A 12,924-nucleotide genomic window follows, 5' to 3' on the forward strand; every position below is an offset into this window, starting at 1 on the left:
GAATCAGGAGCTACTAGCGCTTGCCAGGAAAGCGCTAGAGCCGAAAATCGCTTAAACCGCGTCCAGCGCCTGGTGCAGGTCGGCCAGCAGGTCGTCGATATGCTCGATGCCGATGGACAGGCGCACCATGCCCTCGGTCACGCCCGCCTGGGCCAGTTCTTCGGGATTGAGCTGGCGGTGCGTGGTGGAGGCCGGGTGCGTGGCCAGCGACTTGGCGTCGCCGATGTTCACCAGGCGTGTGAACAGCTGCAGCGCGTCCAGGAAGCGCGCACCGGCGGCGCGTGGGTCGCCGCTGGCCTTCAGGCTGAACGACAGGATGCCCGAGGCGCGGCCCTTCATCTGGCGCTGCACCAGGGCATGGTCCGGGTGGTCCGGCAGGCCCGCGTAGCGCACCCACTCCACCTTGGGGTGGCCCTGCAGCGCCTCGGCGATCTTCTGCGTGTTCTCGCAGATGCGGTCCATGCGCAGCGCCAGCGTCTCGATGCCTTGCAGGATCAGAAAGGCGTTGTGCGGCGAGATGGCAGCGCCCGTGTTGCGCAGCGGCACCACGCGTACGCGGCCGATATAGGCGGCCGGGCCCAGGGCCTCGGTGTAGACCACGCCGTGGTAGCTCACGTCGGGCTCGTTCAGGCGCTTGAAGCGTGCCTTGTGCTCAGCCCAGGGGAACTTGCCGCTGTCCACGATGGTGCCACCCATGCTGTTGCCGTGGCCGGCCAGGTATTTGGTCAGGGCGTGCACCACGATGTCGGCGCCGTGCTCGATGGGGCGCAGCAGGTAGGGGCTGGGCACGGTGTTGTCCACGATCAGCGGCACGCCGTGGGCGTGGGCCACGTCGGCGAGGGCGCGGATGTCGGTCACGTTGCCCAGCGGGTTGCCGATGGATTCGACAAAGATGGCCTTGGTGCGCGCGTCGATCAGCTGGCCGAAGCTGGCGGGATCGCGTGCGTCGGCAAAACGCACCTCGATGCCCTGCTGGGGAAAGGTGTGGGCAAACAGGTTGTAGGTGCCGCCATAGAGCGTGCTGGCGCTGACGATGTTGTCGCCCGCCTCGGCGATGGCCTGGATGGCGTAGGTGATGGCCGCCATGCCCGAGGCCACGGCCACGGCGGCAATGCCGCCCTCCAGCGCCGCGACGCGCTTTTCCAGCACGTCGGTGGTGGGGTTCATGATGCGCGTGTAGATGTTGCCGGGCACCTTCAGGTCGAACAGGTCCGCGCCGTGCTGGGCGCTGTCGAAGGCGTAGGCCACCGTCTGGTAGATGGGCACGGTCACGGACTTGGTGGTGGGGTCGGGCGAATAGCCGGCGTGGACGGCCAATGTCTCGATGCGCATGTGCTTCCTTTACGGGTGAAGGGGAGGGCGGGGCCCGGCGTCCTGGGGCGCTTCCTAGTGCGAGCCCCTGGGCGCCCTGGGGCGGAGATAGCCGCGCGATTATGGCGGTCCACCCTCCACAGGCCAACGATGCATTGGCAATGTCGATATGCGCCCGCGCGGCGTCGGGCGGGCGGCGCGCCACGTTATCCCCGCAGCCTGTGGGCTGTGCTGTGGAAAACCCCGTGGGCAACTGCGCGAAGCCGCGCCAGTCATGGCCTGGCACCCGATGCCCATGTTTTGGGCAGCAGGCCAGGATCAGGCGGAGGTGGGCGCCGGTCGCGTGCGGTAGAACTGCAGCGGCTGGGCCTGCATGTCCTTGATGTGCTGGTTCATCACCGACTTCTTCATCTTGCCCACCACGTGCATCTCGCAGGGCTTGCAGTCAAAGCGCAGGGTGAGTTTTTCCTTGCCGTTGATGAGCTGCAGCGGCTCGGCCTTGATGGTGCCCTTTACGCCGATCACACCCTTGGCCTGCTTGGGGCACAGGCTCATGGAGAAGCGCACGCAGTGCTTGGTGATCATCAGGCTGACTTCACCTTCTTCCTCTTTCGATTCGTAGGCGGCGTCGATCACCTTCACGCCATGCTTCACGTAGAAGTCGTGCGCCTTGTGGTTGAACACATTGGCCAGGTAGCTCAGCGTGTCTTCGGGGAAGGGCACGGGTGGCTGCACCGGCACGGCGCGCGGCAGGCGCACGAAGCCGGCGGTGCGCGCGTCCTCCAGCGCGACCACGGCGTCACGGCGCAACTGATTCAGTGCCGATGCGGGCACGAACCACGGCTGCGAGAGCTGCAGCGCAATGGCGTGCACGGCAAAGCGGGTGGCGCCAAAGCGCCCGAGCTGATCGCGCAGCGTGGCCTCCGCCTTGACCGCATCGGTGGCTGGCTGGTGGGGCTGGATGACCGACGCACTGCCCACGAAGCCGTCTTCGTCGGTGAGCGTGAGCGCAAAGCCGTCGGCGGTCTCGGCCAGATGGGCCCACAGGCCGATGCGACGGTCGCTGGATTTCTTCTCCAGCGTGCGCACCCAGTCCATGTCGCGGTTGCGGTTGATCTCCAAGCCCTTGCGCAGGTCCTTGAACTCGGTGATCTCGTTCTTGGGGAACACGCGCCAGATGCCCTTCTTGGGCGCCACGCATTCGGCGCGGTTGATGTGCACGCCCACCAGTTCCTTTTGCAGGTCGTAGTAGCACAGGCCGTCGCCGTTGTGCAGTGCGGTGGCTTTGTCGCTCACCTCCAGCTCGAACCAGTTGTCGCCGATCTGCGTCACCCAGGCGATGGCGCGGCCCGGCGTCTTCGGGGTGTCGAAGGCGCCGATGTCCTCCTTGCGGCCGTTGACGAAGTAGTCGGTGAACTCGCGGTTGAAGTTCTGGTCGGGATCGGGCTCGAACGTGAAGGTGGTGCGGCCGCTGGACGAGCGCGCCAGCGGCTCGCCCGTGAACTCGCGCTCCTCGATGATTTCGTCCAGCAGCTTGCGGTAGTGGGCGGTGATGTTCTTCACGTAACCCATGTCCTTGTAGCGGCCCTCGATCTTGAAGCTGCGCACGCCAGCGTCGATCAGCGCGCGCAGGTTGTCGCTCTGGTTGTTGTCCTTCATCGACAGCACGTGCTTCTCGTGCGCGATGATGCGGCCGGCGCCGTCCAGCACCTCGTAGGGCAGGCGGCAGGCCTGGTTGCAGTCGCCCCGGTTGGCGCTGCGCCCGGTGTGGGCATGGCTGATGAAGCACTGCCCCGAATAGGCCACGCACAGCGCGCCGTGCACGAAGAATTCAATGGTGGTGCGGCTGGGGTCGGTGGCTTCGCGAATGGCCTGGATCTGCTGCAGATCCAGCTCGCGCGCAATCACGATCTGCGACAGGCCTGCGTCCTGCAGAAAGCGCGCCTTCTCGGGCGTGCGGATATCGGTCTGCGTGCTGGCGTGCAGCTGAATCGGCGGCAGGTCCAGCTCCAGCAGGCCCATGTCCTGGATGATGAGCGCGTCGGCGCCGGCCTCGTACACCTGCCAGGCCATCTGGCGGGCGCCCTCCAGCTCGTCGTCGCGCAGGATGGTGTTCAGCGTGATGAAGATGCGGCTGTTGAAACGGTGCGCATGCTGAATGAGCCGCTCCAGGTCGCGGATGTCGTTGCCCGCCGTGGCCCGCGCGCCAAAGGCGGGGCCGCCGATGTAGACGGCGTCGGCGCCGTGGTTCACGGCCTCGATGCCGATGTCGGCGTCGCGCGCGGGGGAGAGCAGTTCGAGCTGGTGGGGCAGGAGGGACATAGGGCGTGAATTATCCCGGTCTGCGCCCGGCCGTGCCGGGGCGGGGGTACCCGGCGGCAGGTACGTGTCTGGCAAAATTGCGGGTTTTCCCGGATGGTTCATGGACAGGGCGCTTAGCGCGCGTGTGGTTTGTGCGCCTGCCGCTTCCACCGCCAGCGGCACGGCTGGGTTGCGTCCGCCGGCGTGGTTCTTCCTTTGAGATCACATGGATATACAGTTCAGCACCTACTACACCCTGATCTTCGCGGCCATCGTGCTACTGGTGGGCAAGTTCCTCGTGCAGCGCATCCGCTGGCTGCGCGAATTCAACATTCCGGAACCCGTGGCGGGCGGCCTGGTGGCGGCGCTCATCTCCTGGGGGCTGAACGCCGCGTTCGATGTGCGTGCGTCGTTCGACACCGGCCTGCAGACCGCCTTCATGCTGGTGTTCTTCTCCTCCATCGGGCTGAGCGCCAACTTCCTCAAGCTGCGCGAGGGCGGCATGGGGCTGATCGTCTTCCTGCTGGTCGTGGTGGTGTTCATCGGCGTGCAGAACAGCGTGGGTGTGGCGCTGGCCACCGCGCTGGGGCTGGACCCGCTGATCGGCCTGATCGCGGGCTCCATCACATTGGTGGGCGGGCACGGCACGGCCGGGGCCTGGGGCTCGGTGCTGGAAAACGACCACGGCATCCCTGGCGCCATCACCTTGGGCATTGCCTGCGCCACCTTCGGCCTGGTCATCGGCGGGCTGATCGGCGGGCCGCTGGCCAAATGGCTGATCCAGCGCCACGGGCTGAAGCACCCGCAGGGCACGGGCGATGCCGGCGCGCTGGAGGCGGGCACGCCCAACTTCGAGTTCCCGCACAAGACACGCCTGATCACGGCGGACGCGGCCATCGAGACCATGGCCCTGTTTGCCGGCTGCCTGGCCTTTGCCGAGTTCATGAGCCAGTTGACGAAGGGCACGGCGCTGCAACTGCCCACCTTCGTGTGGGCGCTGGGCGGGGGCGTGCTGATCCGCAACGTGCTGGACTACGTCTTCAACTTCGAGGTGTTCGACCGCGCCATCGACGTGTTCGGCAACACCGGGCTGTCCGTCTACCTGGCGATCGCGCTGCTGTCGCTCAAGCTGTGGGAGCTGGCAGGGCTGGCGGGTCCGCTGGTCATCATCCTGGGCGTGCAGACGCTGGTCATGGCGGCCTACGCGGGCTTCGTCACCTTCCGCCTGATGGGAAGCAACTACGATGCGGCCGTGCTCTGTGCGGGGCATTGCGGCTTCGGCATGGGCGCCACGCCCACGGCGGTGGCCAACATGCAGGCCATTACCAACCAGTACGGCGCGTCGCACAAGGCTTTCCTGATCGTGCCCATGGTGGGCGCGTTCTTCATCGACCTGGTCAATGCCGTGGCCATCCAGGTCTTCATCAACGTGTTCGGCTAAGCGCCCACCACGGCGCGGAGGGCAGGCGGTGCGTACAGGATTCGGACTGATCGGGCTGCTGCTGGCCCTGGCCCTCGTGGCCGTGCTGGTCAAGAAGCAGATGGGCGCCACGCGCGTCGCCGTGCCGCCCGCCGTGCAGGGGCTGCCGGCGCCGGCGGAGGGCGCCGCTTCCACGGTGCGCGCGCAAAGCCAGCAGGTGCAGCAGCAGGTGAAGCAGCAGATGGACGCACTGATGCAGCAGCCACGCACCCTGCCCGAAGATTGATGGCCAAAATGGCCTCTAGCGCTTACCCATCAAGCGCGAGCAGCTATTGAAAGATGAGCGAATCCGACGACGCCCACTGGATGCGCGAGGCCATCGCCCAGGCGCGCGCCGCGCAGCAGGCGGGCGAGGTGCCCGTGGGCGCCGTGCTGGTGCGCGATGGGCAGGTGATCGCCACCGGGCGCAATGCCCCCATCGCCGGGCACGACCCCACGGCGCATGCCGAGATGGCCGCGCTGCGCGCCGGCGCGGCGCAGCTCTCCAACTACCGGCTCGACGGCTGCACGCTCTACGTCACGCTGGAGCCGTGCGCCATGTGCAGCGGCGCCATGCTGCACGCGCGCCTGCCGCGCGTGGTCTACGGCGCGGCGGACGCCAAGACCGGCGCGGCGGGCTCGGTGGTCAACCTGTTCGCCGAGCCGCGTCTCAACCACCAGACCGCAGTGCAAGGCGGCGTGCTGGCCGATGAATGCGGTGCACTGCTGAGCGACTTCTTCCGCGACCGCCGCCGCTTCCAGCGGGCGCAGCAACTGGCCGCCCACCCGCTGCGCCAGGACGCGCTGCGCACGCCCGACGCCGCCTTCGCCCATCTGGGCGGCCCCGCGCCGCATTACGTGAGCGATCTGCCCGCGTTGGCCGGCCTGCGCCTGCACTACCTGGACGAAGGCCCGCGCGACGCCGCCCGCACCTGGCTGCTGCTGCATGCCAGCCCTGGCTGGAGCCATGGCTGGCAGCCCATGCTGGCGGCCTTCGCGCAGGCCGGCCACCGCGTGGTAGCGCCGGACCTGATCGGCTTCGGCCGCAGCGACAAACCCAAGAAAGAAGCCGCCCACCGCCTCGACTGGCATCGACAGGTGCTGGCCGAGCTGGTGCAGCGCCTGGCCTTGCGCGGCGTGGTGCAGGTGGCGCAGCCCGGTGCGCCGCTGCTGCCCGATGCGGCGTCGGCGCCCCTGGTGCGCGTGCTGCATGTGCGGGGTGGCGCGCCCTGCGACGCCGCGCCGTTCCCCGATGCCGGCCATCGCGCCGGGCCGCGCGCCTTCGCCCGTTTTGCCGATGCCGATGCCGCGCCGCTCCTCACCGTGCCGGACGCCAGCGCCGCCTCGGCGCTGCGCGCTATGGAATACTTCACCCGCTATGCCTAACCACCCCCACGACTGCGGCCACGATCACTGCGATCACCCTCACGGCCCCCGGCACATCTACATCTACTCCCCTTCCGGCGCGGTGCGCGACAAGGCCGCGTTCAAGCGCGGCATTGCCCGCCTGCAGGCCATGGGCCACGAGGTGGAGGTGGACCCCGACGCGCTTGCGTCCCACACGCGGTTTGCCGGCGACGATGCCACGCGCCTGGCCGCCATCCACCGCGCGGCCGCCAGCGGCGCCGACGTGGCGTTGATCAGCCGCGGCGGCTACGGTCTCACGCGCATCCTGCCGGGCATCCAGTACAAGGCCGTGGCCAAGGCGGTGGAGCGCGGAACCCAGTTCGTGGGCGTGAGCGACTTCACGGCCTTCCAGTCCGCGCTGCTGGCCAAGACCGGCGCCACCACCTGGGCCGGCCCGGCGCTGGTGGGAGACCTGGGCGTGCCGGGCGAGCCCGACGACATCATGCTGGCCTGCCTGGACGATCTGCTCACCGGCCACGGCGAGGGCAGCGGCTGGCGCATGAACGCCGAGAAACCCCGCGCCGACGGCCAGCCCGCCGTGCGCGACATCTACGTGAAGAAGGCCACCCTGTGGGGCGGCAACCTGGCCGTGCTGTGCTCGCTGGTGGGCACGCCGTATTTCCCGCAGATCAAGGGGGGCGTGCTGTTCCTGGAGGACGTGGGCGAGCACCCTTACCGCGTCGAACGCCTGCTCACCCAGCTGCTGCACGCCGGCGTGCTGGGTCAGCAAAAGGCCGTGGTGTTGGGCCAGTTCAATGAATACAAGCTCACGCCGCACGACAAGGGCTTCAAGCTGCAGAGCGTGATGGACTGGCTGCGCACGCAGATCAAGGCGCCCGTGCTCACCAACCTGCCGTTCGGCCATGTGCCCACCAAGGTGCTGCTGCCCGTGGGCGCGGAGGTGTCGCTGTCGGTCGAAGGGCGCGACGCGCTCATCTACTGGGGCCATGCCCACTGAGATGCTATTGATTTAAGGGCTGCCAGCGCTTGAAGGGTGGGCGCGATGGCAGGTTCTGGCTTGAAACGCCGCGACGGCGGGGGGGCGGCATGGGCAGATTGCAACGCATCGGCGCGGGCGCCGTGGTGGCGCTGGTGGCAGCGCTGCTGCTGGCCGGCAGCGTGGCCGCGGTGTATGCGCTGCGCAGCTTCCCGCAACTGGACGGGACACTGCGCGCCGCCGGGCTGCAGCACGCCGTGGCGGTGCGCCGCGACGAAGCCGACGTGACGCACATCGAGGCGCAGACGCCCTGGGACGCGTGGTTCGCCATGGGCTACGTGCATGCGCAGGAGCGCACCTGGCAACTGGAGTTCAACTGCCGGCTGATGCACGGCGAGCTGTCCGAGATCCTCGGCCCCGCCACGCTGGACACCGACAAGCTCATGCGCACGCTGGACATCATGGGTGCGGCGCGCCGCCAGTACGCCGCGCTGCCCGCGTTCGCGCGCGAGGCGCTGCAGGCCTACAGCCGTGGCATCCAGTCCTTCCACACGGCGCGGACCCAGGCGCTGCCGCCGGAGTTTTTGCTGCTGGGTGCGCGGCCCGGCGGTGCGCAGGGTGTGGCCTGGGCGCCTGAGGACAGTGTGGCCTGGGCGCTGATGATGGCGCTGGACCTGGGCGGCAACTGGGGCAACGAGTTCGCGCGCCTGTCGCTGGCGGCCACGCTGCCCACCGAGCGGCTGTGGCAGCTCATGCCGCCCTATCCTGGCGAGGCGCCCGCGACGGCGGTGGACCTGCAGGCGCTGTACCGGTCGCTGGGCGTGTACCGCACGCCGCAGGCGTCTGCACCGGCCCCGCAGGCCGATGCCGAGCCCGCAGGCGCAGGCGCGGCGCAGGCGCTGCAGGCCTGGTCGCAGGACTTCGTGGCGGGACTGGGCACGCCCGGCGGGCGCGGCAGCAACAACTGGGTGCTGGACGGCACGCGCACGGCCAGCGGCCGGCCGCTGCTGGCCAACGACCCGCACCTGGGCCTGGGCGCGCCGGCGCTGTGGTACTTCGCGCACCTGAAGGCGCCGCAGGGCAGGGCGTCCGACGGCACGCCCGTCGCGGCCATTGACGTGATCGGCGCCACCTTGCCGGGCCTGCCCTTCGTGGTGCTGGGCCGCACGGCCGAGGTGGCCTGGGGCTTCACCAACACCGCGCCCGATGTGCAAGACCTGTACATCGAGGCCATCCACCCCGACGACCCCACGCGCTACCGCACGCCCGAGGGCTGGCAGGGCTTCGAGCAGCGCGAGCACGTGATCCGCCTGAAGGGCCGCCCCGACGTGCGCCACACCGTGCGCAGCACGCGCCATGGGCCGGTGATCAGCGATGCGCAGCCCGCGCTGCACGGCAGCGTGCTGGACCTGCGCCGGCATGTGATCGCGCTGCGCTGGAGCGCACTGGATGCCGACAACCACACCGTGCTGGCGGGCCTGCTGAGCAACCAGGCGCGCTCGGTGGAGGAGCTCTTCGCAGGCATGGCGCACTACCACTCGCCCATGCAAAGCGTGGTGGCGGCGGACGTGCATGGCGCGATCCGCTTCCAGGCCTTTGGGCGCGTGCCCCTGCGTGCGGCCGACAACGACCTGCGCGGCGTGGCCCCCGCGCCGGGCTGGGAGGCGCGCTACGACTGGCAGGGCTGGCTGCCCCTGGCGCAGACGCCGCAGGACGACGGCGGCGCGCGCGGCTGGATCGCCACGGCCAACCAGCGCATCACGGCGCCGGGCTATCCGCACTTCCTGACGCAGGACTGGGCCTTGCCCTACCGCTACCAGCGCATAGAGCAGCAGCTGGAGGCACGGCGCCTGCACGACCTGCCGTCCCTGCGCGCGCTGCAGGGCGACACGGTGTCCCCCGCCGCGCTGCGCCTGTTGCCCCATTTGCTGGCGGCTCCGGTTTCGCAGCCGCTGGCGCGGCAGGCCCAGGCGCTGCTGCGCGGCTTTGACGGCGACATGCGCGCCGACCGCGCGGCGCCGCTCATCCTGTCGGTGTGGGCCGACGAGCTCACGTGCGCACTGGTCGTGCCCCGCGTGGGTGAGGAGCGCTTTGCCGCCACCTACGGCCGGCGGGACTTCCGTTCGGGCCTGGAAGGCATGCTGGAGCGCGGCGACACCTGGTGGTGCCCGCCCCACGGCTGCGCCGCACATGCCGGCGCGGCGCTGGAGCGTACCGTGCAGCGCCTGGCCGCGCGCTATGGCAACCAGCCCGAGCGCTGGGCGTGGGGCGCGGCGCATCCGGCGCTTTCCGTGCACAAGCCGCTGGGCAGCGTGCCCGTGCTGTCGCGCTGGTTCAACGTGGGCGTGCCCTCGGGGGGCGATGCGTACAGCGTCAACGTGGGCCAGTACAACGCTGCGCAGCCCGTGGAGCCCTTCGCCAGCCGGCACGCGCCCTCGCTGCGCGCGCTGTACGACCTGCAGGACCCGGAGCGTTCGCTGTTCATTTACCAGACGGGTCAGAGCGGGCTGGTGTTCTCGCCGCGCTACGCCGACATGGCCCAGGCCTGGGCCGGCGGCGGCTACCGCCCCCTGCAGCGCCGGCCGCGCCGCTACGTGCACCAGTTGCAGCTGCGCCCCTAGTGTGGTGTCTCAAAAATAGATAGAACTATTTTGACCGGTGTTGGTCGAATCAGCTTCCTTATAGGAGACTACGCTGATGGCCCACCCTGGACGCCCCGCCACGAAGCTGCAGATCACCGATGCCGAGCGCGCAGAGCTGCATGCGCGACTGCGCGTACGCAAAGCGCCCGAGGACGAGAAGCTGCGCATGCGAATCGTGCTGGGCTGCGCAGATGGGGAGTCGGGCACCATGATTGCCCAACGCTTGGGCACGACGGTGCAAACTGTCTCCAAGTGGCGGCGGCGCTACCGGGCGTATCGTCTGGCGGGTTTGACCGATGCCCGCGCGCTGGCCGCCCGCGCAGTGTGGGCGACGAGCAGGTTCAGCTCATTGTGGACAAGGTTCGCCAGAGCAAGCCTGACAACGCCACGCACTGGAGCGTGCGCCAGATGAGTCGGCACGCTGGCGTATCGCCCGCGACGGTGCAGCGCATCTGGCATGCCTTTGGGCTGAAGCCGCACCTGCAAGAAACCTTCAAGCTATCGACGGATCCCCATTTCGTGGACAAGGTACGGGATGTGGTGGGGCTGTATATGGCACCACCCGATCGCGCCTTGGTGCTGTGCGTGGACGAGAAGAGCCAGATCCAGGCTCTGGATCGCACCCAACCAGGGTTACCACTGACGTTTGGCAAACCCAGCACGCGCACGCACGATTACAAGCGCCATGGCACAACGTCGCTGTTTGCAGCGCTGGATGTGGCCACTGGCAAAGTCATAGGACAGCTCAAGCGCCGTCACCGCAGTGTGGAATTCCTGCAGTTCCTCAAAGCCATCGATGCAGCGGTGCCAGGCGAACAAGACATCCACCTGATCATGGACAACTACGGCACGCACAAGACGCAGGCAGTGCGGGCCTGGCTAGCAGCCCATCCTCGCTACCACGTTCACTTCACGCCCACCTCAGCGTCCTGGCTCAATCTGGTCGAGCGTTTCTTTAGCCAGATCAGCGAGCAGTGGATCAAGCGCAGCGCCCACACCAGCGTTGCTCAGCTGGAGCAATCCATACGGGAATACATTGATCGTCACAACGAGGATCCCAAGCCGTTCGTGTGGCATAAAAGTGCGGACACCATCTTGGCATCTGTGGCGCGGGCAGCGAGTACCATTATTTGATGATTACTTTTGAGACACCACACTAGGGCCTGTTCACACTATTTTTGCCAGTGCGAATGGCGTGAAAACCGCGCCAATCTAGGCGCGTGACGACGCCAAGGCCGGGGCCTTGGCTAGGAGGGCAACGACGAATGGCGCGGTTTTCACTCCGTTCCCTCCGGGTTGCGATCAAAAAGGGCCATTCGCGGCGTTGCCAAGCCTCGCTGGGGTAGCACCCCAGCTTCGTTTGGCGCCTTGCGCCTGGCCCTTTTTGATCGCAACGCATCTGGCAAAAATAGTGTGAACAGGCCCTAGACACCGGGCGGGCGCACGCCGCGGTGCCGCTTGTCACGCTTGTCACGCCTGTCGCATTACAGTGGCACGGACAACCCTGAAGGAGAGCCGTCCATGACCATCCAGTTGCAGCGCATCGAGGGCACCCCCATGGCCCAGCGCCTCACCATCCGCAGCCACGAATGGGCGGTGGACGGCACGGCCGCCGAAGGCGGCGACGACACCGGCCCCAACCCGCACGACCTGTACGACGCCGCGCTGGGCGGCTGCAAGGCGCTCACGCTGCTGTGGTACGCGCGGCGCAAGGGCTGGGACGTGCAGGACGTGCGCACCGTGGTGGAGCGTGATGCCTCGCAGGAGCGCAGCGGTACCTATCGCCTGGCCACACGGCTGCAAGTGCAGGGCGACTTGAGCGATGCGCAGATCGCCGAGCTGCAGGCCGCGATCGGCAAATGCCCCGTGCACAAGCTCATGACCCAGGTGACCACCGAGATCACCACCGTGGTGGAGCGCGCATGAGCGCCGGCGCCATTCCTGCGCAGGGCCCTCTGCGCCTGAGCGGGCACTTCAAGGACCTGGGCGGCGGCTTCACCGTGCGCCGCCTGCTGCCGGCGCTGCAGCGCCGGTCGGTGGGGCCCTTTGTGTTCTTCGACCATTTCGGCCCCGCGACGGTGGCGCCTGCATCCGCCTATGACGTACGGCCCCACCCGCACATCGGGCTGGCCACGGTCACCTACCTGATCGAGGGCGCGATCCTGCACCGCGACAGTGTGGGTTCGCTGCAGCAGATCGAGCCCGGCGCCATCAACTGGATGACGGCGGGGCGCGGCATCGTGCATTCCGAGCGGCGCCCGCCCGCGCTGGCGCACAGCACTTATGTGAACCACGGCATCCAGCTCTGGGCGGCGCTGCCGCAGGCGCATGAGGAAGCGGCGCCGCATTTCGCCCATACCCCTGCGGACCAGATCCCGGCCTACCAGCATGGCGGCGCAGCGGTGCGGGTGCTGATCGGCGCGGCCTTCGGCTGCCAGTCGCCCGTGGCCACGTTTGCGCCCACGCTGCTGCTGGATGTGCGGCTGAAGCCGGGTTCTGCGCTGGACCTGCCCGCGCTGGCCGACGAGATGGCGCTCTACACCGTGAGCGAGGGGCTGTGGCTGGACGCCGGGGCGTTGCCCGCGCAGACGCTGGCGCTGCTGGAGCCCGGCCGCTCCACCAGCGTGCGCGCGGGTAAGTCGGGGGCGCGGTGTGTGGTGATCGGCGGCGCCGCGCTGGACGGCCCGCGCCATATCTGGTGGAACTTCGTTTCCAGCCGCAAGGAGCGCATCGTGCAGGCCGCCGATGACTGGGAGCGCGACGCCATGGGCCACATCCCGGGCGAGAGCGAACGCATTCCCCTGCCGCCGCGGAGGTTCCTGGGGTAAGTTGTTGAGAGAAAAATTGGCTGTAGCGCTTGTTGGGTA

Annotated in this window: 9 protein-coding genes and 1 pseudogene; 8 read left to right on the forward strand and 2 right to left on the reverse strand. The window is 68.4% G+C overall.

The genetic code is table 11. From position 1 onward, the window contains the following. Window positions 1-51: 51 nt before the first annotated feature. Together HND92_RS08675 and HND92_RS08680 are read right to left on the reverse strand one after the other, a co-directional pair. Window positions 52-1,332, reverse strand: coding sequence for an O-acetylhomoserine aminocarboxypropyltransferase/cysteine synthase family protein (locus HND92_RS08675; RefSeq protein WP_172206748.1), 1,281 nt, complete (start codon window positions 1,330-1,332; stop codon window positions 52-54). 297 nt (window positions 1,333-1,629) lie between these two features. Next, a complete protein-coding gene (locus HND92_RS08680; protein WP_172206749.1) occupies window positions 1,630-3,633 on the reverse strand; it encodes a U32 family peptidase in 2,004 nt (667 codons plus the stop codon). Between the two features lie 205 nt (window positions 3,634-3,838). On the opposite strand from HND92_RS08680, the gene gltS reads away from it, so the two are divergent. The 8 genes and pseudogenes from gltS (at window position 3,839) to HND92_RS08720 (ending at window position 12,885) form a co-directional block, all read left to right on the forward strand. Further along, the gene (gene gltS, locus HND92_RS08685) at window positions 3,839-5,053 is read left to right on the forward strand and encodes a sodium/glutamate symporter (RefSeq protein ID WP_011805491.1); all 1,215 of its coding nucleotides are present in this window, start codon (window positions 3,839-3,841) and stop codon (window positions 5,051-5,053) included. A 28-nt stretch (window positions 5,054-5,081) separates the two neighbouring features. After that, window positions 5,082-5,318 (forward strand): hypothetical protein, encoded by a 237-nt coding sequence (locus HND92_RS08690; RefSeq protein WP_015913150.1) that lies wholly within the window; start codon window positions 5,082-5,084, stop codon window positions 5,316-5,318. 53 nt (window positions 5,319-5,371) lie between these two features. After that, window positions 5,372-6,457: a tRNA adenosine(34) deaminase TadA gene (tadA, locus tag HND92_RS08695; protein ID WP_172206750.1), complete on the forward strand. Its 1,086-nt coding sequence runs from the start codon at window positions 5,372-5,374 to the stop codon at window positions 6,455-6,457. Further along, complete coding sequence (locus tag HND92_RS08700; RefSeq protein ID WP_172206751.1) at window positions 6,450-7,436, forward strand: LD-carboxypeptidase; 987 nt, start codon at window positions 6,450-6,452, stop codon at window positions 7,434-7,436. Before tadA ends, HND92_RS08700 begins: the two co-directional genes overlap by 8 nt. Window positions 7,437-7,525: 89 nt before the next feature. Further along, entirely contained in the window at window positions 7,526-10,036 is a 2,511-nt protein-coding gene (locus HND92_RS08705; protein ID WP_172206752.1) for a penicillin acylase family protein, read from the forward strand. A 76-nt stretch (window positions 10,037-10,112) separates the two neighbouring features. Next, window positions 10,113-11,191: pseudogene (locus HND92_RS08710) on the forward strand (IS630 family transposase). 387 nt (window positions 11,192-11,578) lie between these two features. Beyond that, a complete protein-coding gene (locus HND92_RS08715; RefSeq protein WP_041836002.1) occupies window positions 11,579-11,983 on the forward strand; it encodes an OsmC family protein in 405 nt (134 codons plus the stop codon). Beyond that, on the forward strand, window positions 11,980-12,885 hold the full coding sequence (locus tag HND92_RS08720; RefSeq protein WP_172206753.1) for a pirin family protein: 906 nt from the start codon (window positions 11,980-11,982) through the stop codon (window positions 12,883-12,885). Before HND92_RS08715 ends, HND92_RS08720 begins: the two co-directional genes overlap by 4 nt. Window positions 12,886-12,924 lie beyond the last annotated feature (39 nt).

Origin of the sequence: Diaphorobacter sp. JS3050 (assembly GCF_013154915.1) — a bacterium.
Taxonomy (GTDB): Bacteria; Pseudomonadota; Gammaproteobacteria; order Burkholderiales; family Burkholderiaceae_C; genus Diaphorobacter; species Diaphorobacter nitroreducens.